General features: G+C 61.5%; 22 protein-coding genes. 20 read left to right on the plus strand and 2 right to left on the minus strand.

What is annotated here, in order from left to right; all coding sequences use genetic code 11:
* Positions 1–2 precede the first annotated feature (2 nt).
* The 15 genes from flhB (at position 3) to ABTV29_RS07335 (ending at position 15,921) form a co-directional block, all read left to right on the plus strand.
* Complete coding sequence (gene flhB, locus ABTV29_RS07265) at positions 3–1,139, plus strand: flagellar biosynthesis protein FlhB (protein WP_433769458.1); 1,137 nt, start codon at positions 3–5, stop codon at positions 1,137–1,139.
* 277 nt (positions 1,140–1,416) lie between these two features.
* A complete protein-coding gene (gene flhA / locus ABTV29_RS07270; protein WP_433769459.1) occupies positions 1,417–3,507 on the plus strand; it encodes a flagellar biosynthesis protein FlhA in 2,091 nt (696 codons plus the stop codon).
* A gap of 11 nt (positions 3,508–3,518) precedes the next feature.
* Entirely contained in the window at positions 3,519–4,844 is a 1,326-nt protein-coding gene (gene flhF / locus ABTV29_RS07275; protein WP_433769460.1) for a flagellar biosynthesis protein FlhF, read from the plus strand.
* Positions 4,845–4,960: 116 nt separating this feature from the next.
* On the plus strand, positions 4,961–5,791 hold the full coding sequence (gene fleN / locus ABTV29_RS07280) for a flagellar synthesis regulator FleN (RefSeq protein ID WP_008001746.1): 831 nt from the start codon (positions 4,961–4,963) through the stop codon (positions 5,789–5,791).
* Complete coding sequence (fliA, locus tag ABTV29_RS07285; RefSeq protein WP_077045792.1) at positions 5,788–6,528, plus strand: RNA polymerase sigma factor FliA; 741 nt, start codon at positions 5,788–5,790, stop codon at positions 6,526–6,528. The genes fleN and fliA overlap by 4 nt, the downstream gene beginning before the upstream one ends.
* A 165-nt stretch (positions 6,529–6,693) precedes the next feature.
* On the plus strand, positions 6,694–7,065 hold the full coding sequence (locus ABTV29_RS07290) for a chemotaxis response regulator CheY (protein WP_003183998.1): 372 nt from the start codon (positions 6,694–6,696) through the stop codon (positions 7,063–7,065).
* A 19-nt stretch (positions 7,066–7,084) separates the two neighbouring features.
* A complete protein-coding gene (locus ABTV29_RS07295; protein WP_433769461.1) occupies positions 7,085–7,873 on the plus strand; it encodes a protein phosphatase CheZ in 789 nt (262 codons plus the stop codon).
* A gap of 54 nt (positions 7,874–7,927) precedes the next feature.
* Positions 7,928–10,207: a chemotaxis protein CheA gene (locus tag ABTV29_RS07300; protein WP_433769462.1), complete on the plus strand. Its 2,280-nt coding sequence runs from the start codon at positions 7,928–7,930 to the stop codon at positions 10,205–10,207.
* A 50-nt stretch (positions 10,208–10,257) separates the two neighbouring features.
* A complete protein-coding gene (locus tag ABTV29_RS07305) occupies positions 10,258–11,385 on the plus strand; it encodes a protein-glutamate methylesterase/protein-glutamine glutaminase (protein ID WP_433769463.1) in 1,128 nt (375 codons plus the stop codon).
* Positions 11,385–12,125 (plus strand): flagellar motor protein, encoded by a 741-nt coding sequence (locus ABTV29_RS07310; protein ID WP_110964366.1) that lies wholly within the window; start codon positions 11,385–11,387, stop codon positions 12,123–12,125. The genes ABTV29_RS07305 and ABTV29_RS07310 overlap by 1 nt, the downstream gene beginning before the upstream one ends.
* Positions 12,126–12,137: 12 nt before the next feature.
* Positions 12,138–13,028 carry a flagellar motor protein MotD gene (gene motD, locus ABTV29_RS07315; protein WP_433769464.1) on the plus strand — a complete coding sequence of 297 codons (891 nt, stop codon included), beginning with the start codon at positions 12,138–12,140 and terminating at the stop codon, positions 13,026–13,028.
* Between the two features lie 39 nt (positions 13,029–13,067).
* The gene (locus tag ABTV29_RS07320) at positions 13,068–13,856 is read left to right on the plus strand and encodes a ParA family protein (RefSeq protein WP_433769465.1); all 789 of its coding nucleotides are present in this window, start codon (positions 13,068–13,070) and stop codon (positions 13,854–13,856) included.
* A gap of 132 nt (positions 13,857–13,988) precedes the next feature.
* Positions 13,989–14,957 carry a CheW domain-containing protein gene (locus ABTV29_RS07325; RefSeq protein WP_433769466.1) on the plus strand — a complete coding sequence of 323 codons (969 nt, stop codon included), beginning with the start codon at positions 13,989–13,991 and terminating at the stop codon, positions 14,955–14,957.
* Positions 14,958–15,042: 85 nt separating this feature from the next.
* Complete coding sequence (locus ABTV29_RS07330; protein WP_007980742.1) at positions 15,043–15,528, plus strand: chemotaxis protein CheW; 486 nt, start codon at positions 15,043–15,045, stop codon at positions 15,526–15,528.
* Entirely contained in the window at positions 15,529–15,921 is a 393-nt protein-coding gene (locus ABTV29_RS07335) for a DUF2802 domain-containing protein (protein ID WP_433769467.1), read from the plus strand.
* A 278-nt stretch (positions 15,922–16,199) separates the two neighbouring features.
* On the opposite strand, the gene ABTV29_RS07340 is transcribed toward ABTV29_RS07335, so the two are convergent.
* A complete protein-coding gene (locus ABTV29_RS07340; RefSeq protein WP_433769468.1) occupies positions 16,200–16,529 on the minus strand; it encodes an EscU/YscU/HrcU family type III secretion system export apparatus switch protein in 330 nt (109 codons plus the stop codon).
* Positions 16,526–18,100, minus strand: a complete 1,575-nt coding sequence (locus ABTV29_RS07345) for a flagellar hook-length control protein FliK (RefSeq protein WP_433769469.1) — start codon at positions 18,098–18,100, stop codon at positions 16,526–16,528. Before ABTV29_RS07345 ends, ABTV29_RS07340 begins: the two co-directional genes overlap by 4 nt.
* Positions 18,101–18,298: 198 nt before the next feature.
* Here ABTV29_RS07345 and ccmA point away from each other — a divergent pair, with 198 nt between their 5' ends.
* The 5 genes from ccmA to ccmE all read left to right on the plus strand — a co-directional run bounded on the left by ccmA (position 18,299) and on the right by ccmE (position 21,060).
* Positions 18,299–18,934 carry a cytochrome c biogenesis heme-transporting ATPase CcmA gene (gene ccmA / locus ABTV29_RS07350; RefSeq protein WP_433769470.1) on the plus strand — a complete coding sequence of 212 codons (636 nt, stop codon included), beginning with the start codon at positions 18,299–18,301 and terminating at the stop codon, positions 18,932–18,934.
* Positions 18,931–19,599 (plus strand): heme exporter protein CcmB, encoded by a 669-nt coding sequence (gene ccmB / locus ABTV29_RS07355; RefSeq protein WP_007980754.1) that lies wholly within the window; start codon positions 18,931–18,933, stop codon positions 19,597–19,599. The genes ccmA and ccmB overlap by 4 nt, the downstream gene beginning before the upstream one ends.
* Positions 19,600–19,679: 80 nt before the next feature.
* Positions 19,680–20,435 carry a heme ABC transporter permease gene (locus ABTV29_RS07360; protein WP_433769471.1) on the plus strand — a complete coding sequence of 252 codons (756 nt, stop codon included), beginning with the start codon at positions 19,680–19,682 and terminating at the stop codon, positions 20,433–20,435.
* The gene (ccmD, locus tag ABTV29_RS07365; protein WP_110964356.1) at positions 20,432–20,608 is read left to right on the plus strand and encodes a heme exporter protein CcmD; all 177 of its coding nucleotides are present in this window, start codon (positions 20,432–20,434) and stop codon (positions 20,606–20,608) included. The genes ABTV29_RS07360 and ccmD overlap by 4 nt, the downstream gene beginning before the upstream one ends.
* The gene (gene ccmE / locus ABTV29_RS07370) at positions 20,605–21,060 is read left to right on the plus strand and encodes a cytochrome c maturation protein CcmE (RefSeq protein WP_433769472.1); all 456 of its coding nucleotides are present in this window, start codon (positions 20,605–20,607) and stop codon (positions 21,058–21,060) included. The genes ccmD and ccmE overlap by 4 nt, the downstream gene beginning before the upstream one ends.
* The last annotated feature ends 2 nt before the right edge of the window (positions 21,061–21,062 follow it).

Raw genomic sequence — 21,062 nt, forward strand, 5'->3', positions numbered from 1 at the left:
CCATGTCCGAGAGTGACAACGAAGACAAAACAGAAGACCCCACGGAGAAAAAGAAAAAGGACGCCCGTGAGAAGGGTGAGATTGCCCGTTCCAAGGAACTCAACACCCTGGCGATCATGCTCGCCGGTGCCAGTGCGCTGCTGATATTCGGCGGTGCCCTGGCGCAGGAAATGATGGACCTGATGCGGCTGAATTTCTCCCTGTCCCGGGACGTTGTGCTGGACCAGCGCCAGATGGGCATCTTTCTGCTGCACTCCGGGAAAATCGCGTTACTGGCGATTCAACCGGTGATGATCACCTTGCTGCTGGCCGCGTTGATCGGCCCGATTTCCCTGGGTGGCTGGCTGTTCTCCGCCGGCACCATGGCGCCCAAGTTCAGCCGCATGAACCCCGGCGCCGGCCTCAAGCGCATGTTCTCGACCAAGTCCGTGACTGAACTGCTGAAGGCCCTGGCAAAATTTTTCATCGTGCTGTTCGTGGCCCTGGTGGTGCTGTCCTCGGACATCGACGACCTGCTGCGCATCGCCCACGAACCCCTGGACCGGGCGATCACCCACAGCCTGCAAGTGGTCGGCTGGAGCACGCTGTGGATGGCGTGTGGCCTGATCATCATCGCCGCCGTGGATGTGCCGATTCAGCTGTGGGAAAGCATCAAGAAGCTGAAGATGACCAAGCAGGAAATCAAAGACGAGCACAAGGACCAGGAAGGGCGGCCGGAGGTCAAGCAACGGATTCGCCAGGTGCAGCGCGAAATCTCCCAGCGACGGATGATGGCGGCGGTCCCCCAGGCCGACGTGGTCATCACCAACCCGACTCACTATGCCGTCGCGCTCAAATACGACCCGGACAAGAGCGGCGCGCCGATGTTGGTCGCCAAGGGCAGCGACTTCCTGGCCCTGAAAATTCGCGAAATTGCCGCGGCCAATGAGATTCTGCTGCTGGAGTCGCCGGCGCTGGCGCGGTCGATTTATTACTCCACGGAGCTGGAGCAGGAAATCCCGGGCGGGTTGTACCTGGCAGTGGCGCAGGTGCTGGCGTATGTCTATCAGATTCGCCAGTACAAGGCGGGCAAGGGCAAGCGGCCTGATCCGTTGAAGGATGATTTGCCGATTCCGCCGGATTTGCGGCGCGATTCCTGATCTATTGGTTGGCAGTTCTGGCCTCATCGCGAGCAGGCTCGCTCCCACAGTGGATGTGTGTCGGCCTCGATCATTGTGGGAGCGAGCCTGCTCGCGATGAGGCCCGCCCAGGCCACACAAAACTGCTGGCAATCCCTTCTATTTCAACCCTCCACAAAAGTTGGAAAGCTTTTTGCAGTAGCCCCCGTGCGCCCGTTTCAGGCGTCAAAAGTTTGCTTTAAAGGCACGGGGATTACCGGTGGATCGCTCTCAGTTACTCAACAGTACACGCACGCACATGGCAGACCTCAGCCGAGGCAATCTGGGCGTGCCGCTGTTGCTGCTGGTCATGTTGGCGATGATGATGTTGCCGGTCCCGCCGTTCCTGCTGGACGTGTTTTTCACCTTCAACATCGCCCTGTCGATTGTCGTGCTGCTGGTCTGCGTGTACGCCTTGCGGCCGCTGGATTTCGCGGTGTTCCCCACCATTCTGCTGGTGGCGACCCTGTTGCGGCTGGCGCTGAACGTGGCCTCCACGCGGGTGGTGATGCTCCACGGCCAGGACGGTCACGCTGCCGCCGGCAAGGTGATCCAGGCCTTCGGTGAAGTGGTGATCGGCGGTAACTACGTGGTCGGTATCGTGGTGTTCGCGATCCTGATGATCATCAACTTCGTCGTGGTGACCAAGGGTGCCGGGCGAATTTCCGAGGTGAGCGCGCGCTTCACCCTCGATGCGATGCCCGGCAAGCAAATGGCGATCGACGCCGACCTCAACGCCGGTCTGATCGATCAAAACCAGGCCAAGACCCGTCGTGCGGAAGTTGCCCAGGAAGCCGAGTTCTACGGTTCCATGGACGGTGCCAGCAAGTTCGTGCGCGGTGACGCCATCGCCGGCCTGCTGATTCTGTTCATCAACCTGATCGGCGGCATGGCGGTCGGTATTTTCCAGCACAACATGACCTTCGCCGACGCCGGCAAGGTTTACGCGCTGTTGACCATCGGTGACGGTTTGGTGGCGCAATTGCCATCACTGCTGTTGTCCACCGCTGCAGCGATCATGGTGACCCGTGCTTCCGGTTCCGAAGACATGGGCAAGCAGATCAATCGCCAGATGTTCGCTTCGCCCAAGGCGCTCGCCGTGTCCGCTGGCCTGATGGCGGTGATGGGGCTGGTGCCGGGCATGCCGCACATCTCCTTCCTGAGCATGGCTGCCCTGGCGGCCGGTGGTGCCTACCTGTTCTGGCGTAAGCAGAACATGGTCAAGGTCCAGGCGCTGGAAGAGGTCAAGCGTCAGCAGGAACTGCTGCCATCGCCGGCCCGCGCCCAGGAAACCAAGGAGTTGGGCTGGGATGACGTGACGCCGATCGACATGATCGGCCTGGAAGTCGGCTACCGCCTGATTCCGCTGGTGGACCGCAATCAGGGTGGTCAACTGCTGGCGCGGATCAAGGGCGTGCGCAAGAAGCTGTCCCAGGACCTGGGCTTCCTGATGCCGACCGTGCACATCCGCGACAACCTCGACCTGGCGCCAAGCGCCTATCGCCTGACCCTGATGGGGGTGATCCTGGCCGAGGCGGAGATCTATCCGGACCGCGAGCTGGCGATCAACCCGGGCCAGGTCTACGGCACGCTCAACGGCATCACCGCCAAAGATCCGGCTTTCGGGCTGGAAGCAGTGTGGATCGAAATCAGCCAGCGTGCGCAGGCGCAATCGCTGGGCTACACCGTGGTCGATGCCAGTACCGTGGTCGCGACCCACTTGAACCAGATTCTGTACAAGCACTCCAGCGAGCTGATCGGCCACGAGGAAGTGCAGCAGTTGATGCAGTTGCTGGCGAAGAACTCGCCAAAGCTCGCCGAAGAGCTGGTGCCGGGCGTGCTGTCGCTGTCGCAACTGCTCAAGGTGCTGCAGGCGCTGCTGGCCGAACAGGTGCCGGTGCGCGACATCCGCAGCATTGCCGAAGCCATCGCGAACAACGCTTCCAAGAGTCAAGATACCGCCGCATTGGTGGCCGCCGTACGCGTCGGCGTATCCCGCGCAATCGTCCAAAGCATTGTAGGTACTGACTCGGAGCTCCCTGTCATCACGCTGGAGCCAAGGTTGGAACAAATATTGCTCAATAGTCTGCAGAAGGCAGGACAAGGCTCGGAAGAGGGCGTTCTGCTGGAGCCAAGCATGGCCGAGAAGCTGCAACGTTCGCTGATCGAAGCGGCGCAGCGTCAGGAGATGCAGGGTCAACCGGTGATTTTGCTGGTGGCCGGTCCGGTTCGCGCGATGCTCTCGCGTTTTGGCCGGCTGGCAGTGCCGGGCATCCATGTGTTGGCCTACCAGGAAATTCCGGACAACAAGCAAGTGACCATCGTTGCGACAGTAGGGCCCAACGGCTGAGGTAGTGGTTTATGCAAGTTAAGCGTTTTTTCGCCGCCGATATGCGTCAGGCCATGAAGCTGGTTCGTGATGAGCTGGGCGCTGAGGCCGCCATTATTGGCAACCGCCGGATCGCCGGTGGTGTCGAGCTGACGGCTGCCCTGGATTACAAGCTGTCGGCCCTGGCTCCGCGCGTTCCGAACATGGAACTCGAAGACGAGTTGCGCAAGACCCAGTCGCGGATCGTCACCGCCCAGGCTGAATTGAGCTTGCGCAGCGAAGGCGAGAGCGACAATGCGGTCAATCGCCAGCTGTTCGCCGGCCTGCCGCTGACCGCCGCCGAGCCGTTGATCGAACCGACCTACGCCGAACCGCGTCGCCCTGCGCCAGCGCCTGCCGCTGCGCCGGCCATCGACCAGCGCGTGTTCGATTCGATGCGTTCCGAGCTCAACGGCCTGCGCGAATTGCTGGAAGTACAGCTCGGCTCCCTGGCGTGGAATCAGCTGCAAGGCCGCCGTCCCGACCAGGCGAACCTGTGGCGCCGCCTGCAGCGCATCGGCTTGTCCGGTCCGTTGTCGCGGGACCTGCTGGCGATGATTACCGATATCGAAGAACCTCGTCAGGCCTGGCGCATGCTGCTGGCGCACCTGGCGCGAATGATTGCCACACCGGAAATCGAGCCGCTGGAAGAGGGCGGGGTGATTGCCATGGTCGGTCCTGCCGGCATGGGCAAGACCACGACCCTGGCCAAGCTGGCTGCCCGTTATGTGCTCAAGTACGGCGCGCAGAACATTGCGCTGGTGAGCATGGACAGCTATCGCATCGGTGCCCAGGAACAACTCAAGACCCTCGGTCGGATTCTCAACGTGTCGGTGACTCACGTCGATCCGGGTCAATCGCTGGTTCAGGCACTGGATCCACTGCTGCGCAAGCGCGTGGTGCTGATCGACACCGCAGGCCTTCAGGCCAGCGATCCAGCGCTGCGCATGCAACTCGAAAGCCTGGCCGGACGCGGCATTCGGTCGAAAAATTATCTGGTCCTGGCAACCACCAGCCAGAAGCAGGTTCTAACGGCTGCCTACCACAGTTACAAGCGCTGCGGGCTCGCGGGCTGCATCCTGACTAAACTGGATGAAACTGCAAGCCTGGGCGAGGTGTTGAGCCTGGCCATCAGCCATGAATTGCCGGTGGCCTACCTGACCGACGGCCCGCGGATCCCGGATGATTTGCATCTGCCGCGCCGCCATCAACTGGTCAGTCGCGCCGTCAGCGTGCAAATGCAGGAAGAGCCCAGCGAAGAAGCCATGGCCGACATGTTCGCTGATATCTACCACAGCCCGACCAAGCAGGTAGGCTGAGGTAAAAATGAATAGTTTTTGTACCTACATCGATGGTCTGCCACGCATTGTTCCGGTTGTGAACGCGCAGCCAGTAATGTGGCCTCCGTCTATGCAAGACAAGGTAAAGAAATAACATGGGCAGCATGCATCCCGTACAGGTGATCGCGGTGACCGGCGGCAAAGGTGGCGTCGGGAAAACTAACGTGTCAGTGAACTTGTCCCTGGCTTTAGCCGAGCTTGGCCGTCGCGTCATGCTGCTGGACGCCGACCTGGGGCTGGCGAACGTCGACGTTCTGCTGGGCCTGACCCCCAAACGCACCCTGGCCGACGTCATCGAAGGCCGCTGCGAGCTGCGCGACGTGCTGTTGCAGGGGCCAGGCGGCATCCGCATCGTTCCGGCCGCGTCCGGCACTCAGAGCATGGTTCATTTGAGCCCGGCGCAGCACGCCGGCCTGATCCAGGCTTTCAGCGACATCGGCGACAACCTCGATGTGCTGGTGATCGACACCGCTGCGGGTATTGGTGACTCGGTAGTCAGTTTCGTGCGTGCGGCGCAGGAAGTGTTGCTGGTGGTCTGCGACGAGCCGACCTCGATCACCGATGCCTACGCCTTGATCAAGCTGCTGAACCGCGACTACGGCATGAACCGTTTCCGCGTGCTGGCCAACATGGCCCAGAGCCCGCAGGAAGGTCGCAATCTGTTCGCCAAACTGACCAAGGTCACCGACCGTTTCCTCGACGTCGCCCTGCAATATGTTGGCGCGGTGCCTTACGACGAAAGCGTGCGCAAGGCCGTGCAGAAGCAGCGTGCCGTTTACGAAGCCTTCCCGCGTTCCAAGTGCTCGCTGGCGTTCAAGGCCATCGCGCAGAAGGTCGATACCTGGCCGCTGCCCGCCAACCCGCGCGGGCACCTGGAGTTTTTCGTCGAGCGCCTTGTGCAACAAACGGCAGGACCCGTGCTATGACAGCCAGCGGTTACAACCTCTACAAGAAGTCGGCGCGTGACGCGCAGTACGAGCTGATCGAGCGTTACGCGCCACTGGTCAAACGCATTGCCTACCACTTGCTGGCGCGTTTGCCGGCCAGTGTCCAGGTCGAAGATCTGATCCAGGCCGGGATGATCGGCCTGCTTGAAGTCTCGACCAAATACGACGCCAGCAAGGGCGCGAGTTTCGAGACCTACGCGGGCATCCGCATCCGTGGCGCCATGCTCGACGAGGTGCGCAAGGGGGACTGGGCGCCACGTTCGGTCCACCGCAATACCCGAATGGTCAGCGACGCCATTCGCGCGATTGAAGCTAAAACCGGCCGTGACGCTAAAGATCACGAGGTTGCGGCCGAACTCCAATTGAGCCTCGACGATTACTACGCAATTTTGAACGACACCCTGGGCAGCCGTTTATTCAGTTTCGACGACCTGTTGCAGGACGGCGAACACGAAGGGCTGCACGAGGATGGCGCCAGTGCTCATCTCGAGCCGTCGCGCGATCTGGAAGATGAACGCTTCCAGGCGGCGTTGGCGGATGCGATTGCCAATTTGCCGGAGCGTGAGCGACTGGTGTTGGCGCTGTACTACGACGAAGAGTTGAATCTCAAGGAAATCGGTGAGGTCCTGGGAGTCAGCGAGTCTCGGGTCAGCCAGTTACACAGCCAGTGCGCGGCCCGTTTGCGGGGGCGTTTGGGAGAGTGGCGAGCGCGCTGAAGGCAGTGTGGGGGCACTGCGACGTGGCTGGCGGGGTGATGAACCGCGCCGGTCTCGATCCGTTGTATCCCGGACAGTCATCGAGTGTTTGCCAGATTGATTGAAATGGCGCGTCCAGGTGCTGGGCGCGTTTTAGTCTGCTTGGAGGTCGAATTGGACAAGAACATGAAAATCCTCATCGTTGATGACTTCTCAACGATGCGGCGGATCATAAAAAACCTGTTGCGTGACCTTGGGTTCACCAACACGGTCGAGGCCGACGATGGCACTACCGCCATTCCGGTACTCAACAGCGGGAGCATCGACTTTCTGGTAACGGACTGGAACATGCCTGGCATGACCGGTATCGATCTGCTGCGCCACGTGCGCGCCGATGAAAAACTCAAGCACCTGCCAGTACTGATGGTGACTGCCGAAGCCAAGCGCGAGCAGATCATCGAAGCGGCCCAGGCCGGTGTTAACGGCTATGTCGTCAAACCCTTCACGGCCCAGGCGTTGAAAGAAAAAATCGAGAAGATTTTCGAACGCATTGGTTGAACTGCGCCACGGGGAAGCTATGGGACTTAACGAATCTTCGCAGGGCGATTTTGAATCGACCCTGAAAAAACACGCCGTCGAACTGGTCGCGAGCCTTGAAAAGGGCAGGTTCGGCGATGCTGTGCAATTGATCCATGAGCTCAATCAGACCCGTGACCGCGGCCTGTATCAGGAAGTGGGCAAGCTCACCCGCGAGCTGCATAGCGCGATCGTCAATTTCCAGATTGACCCGAACATGCCGCAAGCCGAAGAAGTGTCGCAGATCACTGATGCCACCGAGCGTCTGGGATATGTTGTGAAGCTGACCGAGGCCGCGGCGAACCGCACCATGGACCTGGTGGAAAACGCCACGCCGGTGGTCAACCGCCTGAGCGAAGACGCGCAGGCGTTGAGCACGGACTGGGGACGGTTCATGCGCCGCGAAGTCGGGGCTGAAGAGTTTCGCGAGCTGGCCCGGCGCGTCGACGCTTTCCTGACGCGCAGCAGCGAGGACGGTCGTGCGGTGTCGAGCAATCTCAACGACATCCTGCTGGCTCAGGATTACCAGGACCTCACAGGCCAGGTGATCAAGCGTGTGACCCAGCTGGTCACCGAAGTTGAAAGCAACTTGCTCAAGCTCGTGCTCATGGCCAGCCAGGTAGACCGCTTCGCGGGTATCGAACATGACCGTGCGGCGATGCTTGCAGAAAAAGATCCACAAAAACATCTCTCTCAGGGTGAAGGTCCGCAGATTCATGCCGATAAAAGAGAAGACGTTGTGTCCGGTCAGGACGATGTGGACGATTTGTTATCCAGCCTGGGTTTTTAGAAATTTAGAATTCCAGGTTTTTTGGGTTTTTAGACCTGTAGGAGCACACCATTAATGAGCTTCGGCGCCGATGAAGAGATCCTTCAGGATTTCCTGGTTGAGGCCGGCGAGATTCTAGAGCAACTGTCCGAGCAACTGGTCGAGCTGGAAAGCCGGCCGGACGATGCGGACCTGCTCAATGCAATTTTTCGCGGTTTTCACACTGTAAAAGGGGGCGCCGGCTTCCTTCAGCTCAACGAGCTGGTGGAGTGCTGTCACATCGCCGAGAACGTGTTCGACATTCTGCGCAAGGGTGAGCGTCGCGTTGATTCGGAACTGATGGACGTGGTTCTCGAAGCACTGGACGCGGTGAACAGCATGTTCGGCGAAGTCCGTGATCGCAGCCCGATCACCGCTGCCACGCCTGAACTGCTCGCAGCCCTGTCGCGCCTGGCTGAACCGCAAACCGCTGACGAAGTTGCCGCTGCTCCCGTGGTCGAAGTGGCCCCGGAGCCTGTCGCCGAAAGCGAATCGGCTGACATCACCGACAGCGAATTCGAACAACTGCTGGACTCGCTCAATGCCGTCAAGGCCCAGGCCGAGGCGCCAGCGGCTCCTGCTGCGCCTGCTGCTGCCGGCAATGAAGCGGCCAGCGATGAAATCACCGATGCAGAGTTCGAGTCCTTGCTCGATCAGCTGCACGGCAAGGGCCAGTTCGCCGTCGATTCGCTTTCCGCTGCGCCAGCCGCAACCCAGGAGCCCAAGCCTGAGGGCGATAGCTCCGACATTACCGACGACGAATTCGAAGCACTGCTCGACCAGTTGCACGGCAAGGGTAACTTCGCCGTCGAAGCGCTCGAGTCGGCCATTGCTTCGGTGCCGACGCCTGCGGCACCCACCGCTGCGGCGGCCGGTAGCGACCTGATCACCGATCACGAATTCGAATCGCTGCTCGACGAATTGCACGGCAAGGGCAAATTCACCGACGTCGCAGCGAAAACCGGAACCGCTTCCGTTGCCAGCGCACCCGCAGCAACGCCAGTGGCCAAGGCCGCTGCGCCGAAACCTGCGGCCAAGGCGCCTGAGCCGAAAGCCGAAACACCTGCACCGGCTGCCGCTGCTGCCGCCGCACCGGCTCCAGCCCGTGCACCGGCCACGCCACCGCCGGAAAAGCCGGCCAGCGAAGCCGAGACCACCGTGCGGGTCGATACCGCGCGTCTCGACGAAATCATGAACATGGTCGGCGAGCTGGTACTGGTGCGTAACCGCCTGGTCCGCCTGGGCCTCAACAGCGGCGACGAAGCCATGTCCAAGGCCGTGTCGAACCTCGACGTGGTCACCGCCGACCTGCAAACCGCGGTCATGAAGACCCGGATGCAACCGATCAAGAAGGTCTTCGGGCGCTTCCCGCGCCTGGTTCGCGACCTGGCTCGCCAGCTCAAGAAAGAGATCAACCTGGAGCTGGTCGGCGAAGAAACCGACCTCGACAAGAACCTGGTCGAGGCCCTGGCCGACCCGCTGGTGCACTTGGTGCGCAACGCAGTCGACCACGGCATCGAGTCGCCGGAAGAACGCGAAGCCTCGGGCAAGGCCCGTGGCGGCAAGGTGATCCTGGCCGCGGAACAGGAAGGCGATCACATCCTGCTGTCGATCTCCGATGACGGCAAGGGCATGGACCCGAACGTCCTGCGTTCCATCGCGGTGAAACGCGGTGTGATGGACAAGGACGCGGCCGATCGCCTGAGCGATACCGAGTGCTACAACCTGATTTTCGCCCCGGGCTTCTCGACCAAGACCGAGATCTCCGACGTGTCCGGCCGTGGCGTGGGCATGGACGTGGTGAAAACCAAGATTTCCCAGCTCAACGGCTCGATCAACATCTACTCGGCCAAGGGCCAGGGATCGAAGATCGTCATCAAGGTGCCGTTGACCCTGGCAATCATGCCGACCCTGATGGTCATGCTCGGCAACCAGGCGTTCGCGTTCCCGCTGGTGAACGTCAACGAAATCTTCCACCTCGACCTGTCGACCACCAACGTGGTGGATGGCCAGGAAGTGGTGATCGTGCGGGACAAGGCACTGCCATTGTTCTACCTCAAGCGCTGGCTGGTCAGCTCCGCCGCTCACGAAGAGCAGCGCGAAGGCCATGTGGTGATCCTTTCGGTGGGCACCCAGCGGATCGGCTTCGTCGTCGACCAACTGGTGGGCCAGGAAGAAGTGGTCATCAAGCCACTGGGCAAAATGCTCCAGGGAACTCCGGGCATGTCGGGCGCCACCATCACCGGTGACGGTCGCATCGCGCTGATTCTCGATGTTCCGAGCATGCTCAAGCGTTACGCCACGCGGCGTATTTGATTCTGGCGGGGCGGGGCGCCTCTGGCCCCGCTGCGTCTAACGGAGTGTTTATGGCAGTTAAAGTCCTGGTGGTGGATGATTCGGGGTTTTTCCGCCGCCGCGTCTCGGAAATTCTTTCAGCGGATTCCAATATCCAGGTCGTCGGTACGGCGACCAACGGAAAGGACGCGATCGATCAGGCGCTGGCCCTCAAGCCCGACGTGATCACGATGGACTACGAGATGCCGATGATGGACGGCATCACGGCGGTGCGGCACATCATGCAGCGCTGCCCGACCCCGGTCTTGATGTTCTCCTCGCTGACCCACGAAGGCGCGCGGGTGACCCTCGATGCGCTGGACGCCGGCGCGGTGGACTTCCTGCCGAAGAATTTCGAAGACATCTCGCGCAACCCCGAGAAGGTCAAGCAACTGCTGTGCGAGAAGATTCACAGCATCTCGCGCAGCAACCGTCGCCTGAGTTCCTACAGTGCCCCGGCGCCAGTGGCCGCTCCGGCCCCGACGCCTACCCCTTCAAGCATCGGCAGTTACGGGAGCACAGCCGCGCGACCGTCGCCTGTCCCGGCCCGTGCGCCAGCACCTGCGCATTCGCCTGCTTCGCCGGCGCCGAAACGCAAGGCCTACAAATTGGTAGCCATCGGTACATCCACTGGCGGCCCAGTTGCCCTGCAGCGGGTACTGACCCAGTTGCCGGCCAGTTTCCCGGCGCCGATCGTGCTGATCCAGCACATGCCCGCAGCCTTCACCAAGGCCTTCGCCGAACGCCTGGACAAGCTCTGCCGCATTTCGGTCAAGGAAGCCGAGGATGGCGACATCCTGCGTCCGGGCCTGGCGTTGCTGGCACCCGGTGGCAAGCAAATGATGATCGACGGCCGTGGCGCGGTGAAAATCCTGCCGGGCGACGAGCGTCTGAACTACAAGCCGTGCGTGGACATCACCTTCGGTTCGGCGGCCAAATCCTACGGTGACAAAGTTCTGGCGGTCGTGCTGACCGGCATGGGCGCCGACGGCCGTGAAGGCGCGCGCCTGCTCAAGCAGGGTGGCAGTGCAATCTGGGCCCAGGATGAGGCCAGCTGCGTGATCTACGGCATGCCGATGGCCATCGTCAAAGCCGAGCTCGCCGACGCGGTGTACAGCCTGGACGACATCGGCAAGCACCTGGTCGAGGCCTGTATCTGATGGACGTTCTCAGCCTTATCGGCATCATCATGGCCTTTGTCGCCATCATCGGCGGCAACTACCTCGAAGGCGGGCACCTCGGTGCCCTGGCCAACGGCCCGGCGGCCTTGATCGTATTGGGCGGGACCATCGGCGCGGCGCTGCTGCAATCGCCGATGAGCGCGTTCAAGCGTGCCATGCAAATCCTGGCGTGGATTCTGTTTCCGCCGCGCGTCGACCTGGCCGGTGGTATCGACCGCGTCGTCAACTGGAGCCTGACGGCGCGCAAGGAAGGCTTGCTCGGCCTGGAAGGCGTCGCCGATACCGAACCGGACAGCTACTCGCGCAAAGGCCTGCAACTGCTGGTCGATGGCGCCGAGCCGGAAGCCATCCGCAGCATTCTGGAAGTGGATTTCTACACCCAGGAAAGCCGCGACATCGAGGCGGCCAAGGTCTTCGAAAGCATGGGCGGCTATGCGCCGACCATCGGCATCATCGGTGCGGTGATGGGCCTGATTCACGTCATGGGCAACCTCGGCGATCCGTCGCAACTGGGTAACGGCATCGCCGTGGCCTTCGTCGCCACCATCTACGGTGTGGCCAGTGCCAACCTGGTGCTGCTGCCGATTGCCGCCAAACTCAAATCCATCGCATTGCGTCAGTCGCGTTATCGCGAAATGTTGCTGGAAGGCATTCTGTCGATCGCCGAAGGTGAAAACCCTCGCTCCATTGAGTTGAAGCTTCAGGGCTTCATGGATTAAGGGAATAACCTCATGGCACGTCGTCGCCAGCATGAAGAGCATGTAAACCATGAACGTTGGCTGGTTTCCTATGCCGACTTCATCACCTTGCTGTTCGCTTTTTTCGTTGTGATGTACTCCATTTCCTCGGTCAACGAAGGCAAGTACAAGATCATTTCCGAGGCGCTGATCGGGGTCTTCACCGATACCGATCGCGCCCTCAAGCCGATCCCCATCGGTGACGAGCGGCCGAAGACCGTGACCCCGGCCAAGCCGCTGGTCAAGGACAGCGATCAGGTCGATGCGGGGGTTGCCGGTTCCAGCGATCCGCTCAAGAGCATCGCCGATGACATCAGCGCGGCGTTCGGCGATTTGATCAGCTCCAACCAGATGACCGTGCGCGGCAACGAGTTGTGGGTCGAGATCGAACTCAATTCCAGCCTGTTGTTCGGCAGTGGCGATGCCATGCCCAGCGACATCGCGTTCAACATCATCGACAAGGTCGCGGCGATTCTGAAGCCGTTCGACAATCCGATTCACGTCGAAGGTTTTACCGACGACCAGCCGATTCGTACCGCGCAGTACCCGACCAACTGGGAGCTGTCCTCGGCCCGTTCGGCGAGCATTGTGCGCATGCTGGCCATGCAGGGGGTCAATCCCGGTCGCCTGGCGTCGGTGGGTTACGGTGAATTCCAGCCGGTGGCCAACAACGCCACGGCCGAGGGACGGGCGCGCAACCGGCGCGTGGTGCTGGTGGTGTCGCGCAATCTGGACGTGCGGCGCAGCCTGACCGGCACCGGTACCGCTCATACCACGCCGGATGCGGCATTGAAGCGTGCTGGCACACAAACTGCACCGACCACGGTCAAGTCGCCGGTACGCGAGAGCTCCGTCAATTCTCCGTCACCCGCATTAACACGTTGAGCTATTTCCCGGTCGATCCGGCCGGGAGGAACAATCCGAATGAGAGTCTGGGCAATCGCCAATCAAAAGGGTGGTGTCGGTAAAACCACTTCCTCCATCGCTTTAGCCGGTTTGCTGGCCGAGGCGGGCAAGCGCGTGGTCGTGGTCGACCTCGACCCTCATGGCTCCATGACCAGCTATTTCGGTTACGACCCCGACAGCCTGGAACACAGCAACTACGATCTGTTCCTGCACAAGGGCAACGTGCCCCAGGGCCTGCCCGGGCAATTGCTGCTGTCCACCAGCGACGAACGCATTTCGCTGTTGCCATCGAGTACCGCACTGGCAACCCTCGAACGCCAGTCGCCGGGCCAGAGTGGCCTGGGCCTGGTGATCGCCAAGAGCCTGGCGCAGCTGTGGCAGGACTTCGATTACGCGATCATCGACAGCCCGCCGTTGCTCGGCGTGCTGATGGTCAATGCCCTGGCGGCGAGCCAGCAACTGGTGATTCCGGTGCAGACCGAGCACCTGGCCGTCAAAGGCCTGGAGCGCATGGTCAACACGCTGGCGATGATCAACCGTTCGCGCAAGCAGTCCTTGCCGTTCACCATCGTGCCGACCCTGTTCGACCGTCGCACCCAGGCGTCCCTCGGCACCCTGCGTGTGCTGCGCGACAAGTTTCCAGAGGAAATCTGGCAAGGCTATATCCCGGTGGACACGCGCCTGCGCGATGCCAGCCGCGCCGGCCTGACACCTTCGCAATTCGACGGCAAGAGCCGTGGCGTTCTCGCCTACCGGGCACTGCTCAAGCAGCTGCTGGCGGCACAACTTGTCCCGCAGGTGGCGTGAGATGACTCCGATCCCTGTAGGAGCGAGCTCGCTCGCGATGGACGACAACGATAACGCGGGTTGTCTGGATAATCGCGTTTTCCGACAGTTTTTCGCGAGCAAGCTCGCTCCTACAGAAGCAGGGGCGTGCCCATGAACCATCCTTTGAAGACCACATCCCGCCCGCAACTGGCGCTGCAGTCCTATCTGGACAGCTTGCTGCAGGACGTGACTGAGGAATTGACGCTGCCACTAGAGGCAGCGGCCGAGGAAATTGCGGCTGAAGCGGTGTTGGACGAATTCCAGGCAGCGGTGCTTGAGGAGCAGGCCCGCGATGCCCGCACAGCGGCTGTTACAGCTGCGCCGGCAGCGGTAGCGCCCGCGAAGACGGCTCCCGTCGCCGTTATCGAAGCTGCGCCGCCGGTAATGGCCTCGATTTCCACGATCGCGCCGTTGCTCAAGGCGTTGGTGCCGCCACCTGTCGAGGTTGCGCCCCCACAGGAGCCCGCCGTCGCCGAGGTGCAGCCGGTACAGGAACCTGCGGTCATCGAGGTGGAGCAAACCCGGGTGCCGCCGGTGGTCGAAGTCCACTTGCCGCCAAGCAACACGCCCCCACCGGTGGAATCCGATGGACGCCCGAGCTGGGCCGCCGAACCGTTCGAATGTCTGCTGTTCGATGTCGCCGGGTTGACCCTGGCGGTTCCGCTGGTGTGCCTGGGGTCGATTTACCCCCTGGCCGGTCACGAGTTGACGCCGCTGTTCGGCCAGCCGGAGTGGTTCCTGGGCATCCTGCCGAGCCAGGCCGGCAACCTGAAGGTGCTCGACACTGCGCGCTGGGTGATGCCCGATCGTTATCGCGACGACTTCAAGCAGGGCCTGCAATACGTCATTTCGGTACAGGGCTACGAATGGGGGCTGGCGGTGCATCAGGTCAGCCGCTCGTTGCGCCTGGATCCGAACGAAATCAAATGGCGCAGCCACCGCGGTCAACGACCGTGGCTGGCGGGCACAGTGATCGAACACATGTGCGCGCTGCTGGATGTCTCCGCGCTGGCCGAGTTGATCGCCAGTGGTGGAGCAAAGCACATGGGCGGCGGCAAGCCGGTCCACAAACTGAAATGAAATTTGCAAGACAAACAGGCGACGGCATTCGAATGCCGCAGCACCGCACACACACCGCCAGGGCGGTTTTTCGAGGGGACAGGCTATGAATGACAAGGCGACGGCGGCAAAGGGTTCCGAAGATCCGATCCTGCAATGGGTGACCTTCAAGCTGGACAATGAAACCTACGGCATCAACGTGATGCGCGTTCAGGAAGTCCTGCGCTACACCGAAATCGCCCCGGTTCCGGGTGCGCCAAGCTACGTGCTGGGCATCATCAACCTGCGTGGCAACGTGGTCACCGTGATCGACACCCGCCAGCGCTTCGGCCTGATGAATGCCGAAATCAGCGACAACACCCGTATCGTCATCATCGAGGCCGACAAACAGGTTGTCGGGATCATGGTCGACAGCGTGGCCGAAGTGGTTTACCTGCGTCAGTCGGAAATCGAGACCGCGCCGAACGTCGGTAACGAAGAATCCGCCAAGTTCATCCAGGGCGTGTGCAACAAGAACAACGAACTGCTGATCCTTGTCGAACTGGACAAGATGATGAGCGAAGAAGAATGGTCGGAACTGGAGAGTATCTGATTGATCCTCGAGGTCGCGGTCATTGTCCTGTTCCTTTTCTGGGCAGGCACGCTGGCGATGTTTCTGGCGTACATCCGCAGTCAGAAACAGATCGCCGCGCAACAGGCCCAGGGCGAAGCGCTGCGTGATCAGCGCATCAAGGACCTGGGCAAACGCGTTGACGATTACCAGAACGGCAATGTCCGCATGGGCGAAGACCTGCACGAGCTCCGTGCCATTGTCGCGCCCCTGCCGGACAAGCTCGCCCAACTGGAACAGCGCGACCCCACCAGCCTCTCGTTCGCCCAGGCGGCACGACTGGTCGGGATGGGGGCAAGCGTCGACGAACTGACCCAGTCCTGCGGCTTGACCCAGGCTGAGGCGGAGTTGATGAGCAAGCTGCACAAGAACTGATTTTTGCAGTTCGGCTGAAATCGCTTTCGCGAGCAGGCTCGCTCCCACAATGGATCGGGGTGGACACAACATATGTGAACACCGCCAACTCCCTGTGGGAGCGAGCCTGCTCGCGATGGCGGTTTATCAGCCGCTACTGATGTCGAATGTGTCGGCCTCATCGCGGGCAAGTCGAATCGTCGCACCGCCGCTCCCACAGTATTGAAGGTGCTCACAAGTTCTATGAACACCCCCGACCCTGTGGGAGCGAGCCTGCTCGCGATGGCGTCCTGGAAGTCTCAGTAATCATCCCCGCGATCAGTAACATCCTTCTCGAGCATCGGCGCATCCAGATCCTGCCCCGCCGGGTACTTGCCCTTCAGGTTCCACGCAAACGCAATGATCTCCGCGATCGTGCGGTACAACTCCTCCGGAATACTGTCCCCCAGCTCCATGCGCGCCAGCAGCCTTACCAGCTCGGGGTTTTCGTAGATCGGCACTTCGTAGTCGCGAGCGATCCGCAGGATCTCTTCCGCCAATTCTTCGTCGCCCTTGGCGGTGAGGGTAGGGGCGTGGGTGCCGTCGTACTTGAGGGCGATGGCCTGGCGTGGGGTGTTGGGATTGTTCATGCGGTTTCGTCGACCCAGCGTTGTTCGAGGCGGGTTTGCGGGCCCTGGGGCGGTCTGCCCTGGTGGCAATCGAGGTCGCTGACGTTCAGGCCCGAGGCCAGCAGGCGTTGGCGCAGGGCGGCCAGGTTGTTTTCGATCAGGCTGGCGGTGTACGGCCGTTCCGCCCACAGCTGGCTGGACAGACTGCCGCGAATCAACTGCGCCTGAACCTGCAGCGGGCCCAATGGCTCCATGTCGAATGCCAGGTCAACGCGCCACAGTTGTTGCTTGGGCTCGCGCTCTTCGCGACGTTCCTGGGGTTGTTCCCGATCGGGCACTTCTTCGCGCTGGAACTTGATCTGCAAGGGCACGATGTCCTGCATGTTGCGCATCGGGATTTCCAGTTGCCAGGTGCTCACCAGGCGGCCATCGCTGGTCACGCCGGTCTGCTCCAGGCTCGACAATTGATGGCTTTGCAGGCGTGATACCGCGGCGGCAGCCAGGCGCAGCAGGTGTTCGAGGTCGTCTTCGCCCTCGGCGCTCTGCAACAGGCGCTCCGGTAGCGGGAAACTGGTGGGCGACGGTTTTGCGCTGACTTGCCCGAGCATGCCCAAGGCATTGCGCACGAAACTTGGCAGGGCCTGGGCCAGGGTGTTGGCGGCAATGATCGCGCTGAGATTGGTGCTGGCAGGCAGGTTCGGCGTCAGTTGCGCGATCAGCTTGAGCAGATCGGCTTTCATGTCCGGAGCGAGTGTCGGGTTCTGCCCGGCCAGCAGCTTGGTTTCGAGGAACGCGCCGCTGCCGGCCAGGGCCTGCAGCAGGCCTTTGGGGGTGCTCAGTTGTTGAACGTCCGGCAAGCCGGCGAGCAGTTTATCCACGGCGGCGCGCAGGTCGCTGGAGGTCTGGTTCGACGGCGGCAGGTCCTGCAGGAGCTTGAGCAAGCCATCCAGCGAACCCTGGCGGCTGGTCTGGCTGACCAGTTGCTGGGTCACCGCCAGTTGCTCCTGACGGCTGCTCAAGGGCACGAACTTCAGGGTCTGGGTGTCCTGCACCTGGGCGCTGAGCAGGGTGCCGATGCGCAGGGGCTGCGGGCTGTCGATGCTCAATGTGCTACCGCTCAAGGCGGTGTTGAGCAGGCTCACCATCGAGCGAAACACCGTCGGTTGCCCCGGCACTTGCGGCAGCACCTGGGAGGTCAGCACTTTGCCCTGCAACAGGGTGCCGACCGGCAGTTGCGCGGTGTCGAGTCGGGTGAGGGTGGCGACGCTGGAAGCGATGGCCTGTTGCACGGTGATGGCCAGGTTGCCCGCCGAAGGCTGGGTGACCGCGACGCTGGTGCCCAGGGCCAATGGCTGATTGCTGGTGGCCTGCACCGTGGTCTGGCGCCCGCTGTCCAGAGTGACCTTGAGCAGCAGCTCGAAGGTCTGGTCCGCCTGCTTGAGCGACAGCACTTCGGCCCTGGCGGTCTGGCCGGCGTTGATCAGGCCCTCGATGGGGGTCAGCAGCTTGAGCAACTCACCACTGACCGCCAGCGGACGCGTGGTCGCCGTGGGTGTTTGCGGTAGCGGGAGGATGTTCATTTCGCCTGTCATACGCGGTCACAACCTTGGGAAAATGCGCTCTTTGGAGTAGGAAATGGCATGTATAATGCCGCGCGGTTGTATACAGGGTGCCCGAGACATTGCAATTATTTGACGCAGGTCTCTCGCTCGGGTGGCCAATACATCTATTCTGCATCTCTTTAACGGCCGCGCCAGAGCCGACTTGAACCGTATAAGGCCCGTGAACCCTTGACCAGTCCTGTCCTGCAAACCGTTGCCCTTGCCTGCGAGCGAGACCTTCGGCTGCTTTTTGAAAATCTCGATTTGAGACTGGCCAGTGGCGAAATGATTCAAATCAGCGGCCCTAACGGCAGTGGCAAGACCAGCCTGCTGCGCCTTCTGTCGGGGCTGATGCACCCGACCGCCGGTGAAGTACTGCTCAATGGCCAGCCGCTGCACGAACAACACACGGAGCTGGCGCGCAATCTGTTGTGGATCGGCCACGCCGCCGGGATCAAGGATTTGCTGACCCCGGAAGAGAACCTCAGCTGGCTTTGCGCCCTGCATCAACCGGCCTCCCATGCAGCGATCCGACAAGCCCTTGAGGCGGTCGGATTGCGCGGTTTCGAAGATGTTCCGTGTCACACCCTGTCCGCTGGCCAGCAGCGTCGCGTCGCACTGGCGCGTTTGTATCTGGACAGTCCGCCGTTGTGGATTCTCGACGAGCCGTTCACCGCCCTCGACAAGCAAGGCGTGGCCCAGCTTGAAGAACACCTGGCCGCTCACTGCGAACGGGGCGGCATGGTGGTCTTGACCACTCACCACACGCTGAGCCGGATGCCGGCCGGTTACCGTGACATCGATCTGGGGAAATGGGCCGTATGAGTGTTTTCGGCCTGTTGGTCGCCCGTGAGGCCCGTTTGCTGTTCCGCCGTCCGGCGGAGCTGGCCAATCCGCTGGTGTTCTTTGCGATTGTGGTATCGCTGTTCCCGCTGGCGGTCGGCCCCGAGTCTCAATTGTTGCAAACCTTGTCTCCAGGGCTGGTCTGGGTGGCGGCGCTTTTATCGGTCCTGCTCTCGCTGGACGGGCTTTTCCGCAGTGATTTCGAGGATGGATCGCTGGAACAGTGGGTCCTTTCGCCGCACCCCCTGGCTCTTCTGGTATTGGCCAAGGTGCTGGCACACTGGGCTTTTTCCGGCCTGGCACTGGTTTTGCTCGCACCTTTGCTGGCGTTGATGCTCGGTTTGCCTGCCGCCTGTCTGCCGGTGTTGCTGCTTTCGCTGTTGCTGGGTACACCGGTGCTGAGCCTGCTCGGTGCGGTGGGCGCGGCGTTGACTGTCGGTTTGAAGCGCGGTGGCCTGTTGCTGGCGTTGCTGATTCTGCCGTTGTACATCCCGGTGTTGATCCTGGGCAGTGGCGCCTTGCAGGCGGCCCTGCAGGGCATGCCGGCGACCGGTTATCTGTTGTGGCTTGGTAGCCTGACCGCCCTGGCGATAACCCTGACACCCTTTGCAATAGCCGCTGGCCTGAAGATCAGCGTCGGCGAATAATGAGGTCTGGTTAAATTTTGACCAGTAAAGACCCTTTGGCTGCCTCGTGATAACGAGCGGCAACCGTGATGGAAACAGTAATGAACTGGACCTGGTTTCATAAGCTCGGCTCACCCAAGTGGTTTTACGGCATCAGCGGCAAAATGCTGCCGTGGCTGAGCATTGCAGCCTTGCTGCTGATCGGCATTGGCGTAGTCTGGGGCCTGGCCTTCGCGCCGCCCGACTATCAGCAGGGCAACAGCTTTCGCATCATTTATATTCACGTTCCGGCCGCCATGCTGGCGCAGTCCATCTACGTGATGCTGGCTGTGTGCGGTGTCGTCGGGCTGGTGTGGAAAATGAAACTGGCCGATGTCGCCCTGCAATGCGCAGCCCCCATCGGTGCCTGGATGACGGCGGTCGCCCTGGTCACCGGCGCGATCTGGGGCAAGCCGACCTGGGGTTCGTGGTGGGTCTGGGATGCACGACTAACGTCCATGCTGATCCTGCTGTTTCTGTACTTCGGTGTCATTGCACTGGGCAACGCCATCAGCAATCGTGACAGCGCGGCCAAGGCTTGCGCGGTGCTGGCCATTGTCGGCGTGATCAACATCCCGATCATCAAATACTCGGTGGAGTGGTGGAACACCCTGCACCAGGGCGCGACCTTTACCCTCACCGAAAAGCCTGCGATGCCCGCCGAGATGTGGCTGCCGCTGCTGCTGACGGCGCTGGGGTTCTACTGTTTCTTCGGCGCGGTGCTGCTGCTGCGCATGCGTCTCGAAGTGCTCAAGCGCGAGGCGCGGGCCAGTTGGGTCAAGGCCGAAGTGGAAAACAGCCTGGAGGTCGCTCGATGAGTTTTGCTTCATTCGGCGACTTCCTCGCCATGGGCCATCACGGCCTGTATGTCTGGTCGGCCTATGGCATCTGCCTGGTGGTGCTGGCCCTCAACGTGGCGGCGCCGATCCTGGCCCGCAAGCGGTATCTGCAACAAGAGGCGCGTCGTCTGCGCCGGGAGAACGGCAAGTGAATCCGCTGCGTAAAAAGCGTCTTACCATCATTCTCGCGATCCTGGTCGGGGTCGGCGCTGCCGTCGGCCTGGCCCTGAGCGCCCTGCAGCAAAACATCAACCTGTTTTACACGCCGACCCAGATCGCCAACGGCGAAGCGCCCCATGACACGCGTATCCGCGCCGGTGGCATGGTCGAGAAGGGTTCGCTGCAACGCTCCAGCGATTCGCTGGACGTGAAGTTCGTCGTCACCGACTTCAACAAATCCGTGACCATCAGCTATCGCGGCATCCTCCCGGACCTGTTCCGCGAAGGGCAGGGCATCGTCGCCCTGGGCAAGCTCAATGCCGATGGCGTGGTAGTGGCCGACGAAGTGCTGGCCAAGCACGACGAGAAGTACATGCCCCCGGAAGTGACCAAGGCGTTGAAAGACAGTGGTCAATCCGCTCCCACACCCGCGAAGGAGGGTTGATC

It is taken from the genome of Pseudomonas putida, from assembly GCF_050989985.1.
Taxonomy (GTDB): domain Bacteria; phylum Pseudomonadota; class Gammaproteobacteria; order Pseudomonadales; family Pseudomonadaceae; genus Aquipseudomonas; species Aquipseudomonas putida_AI.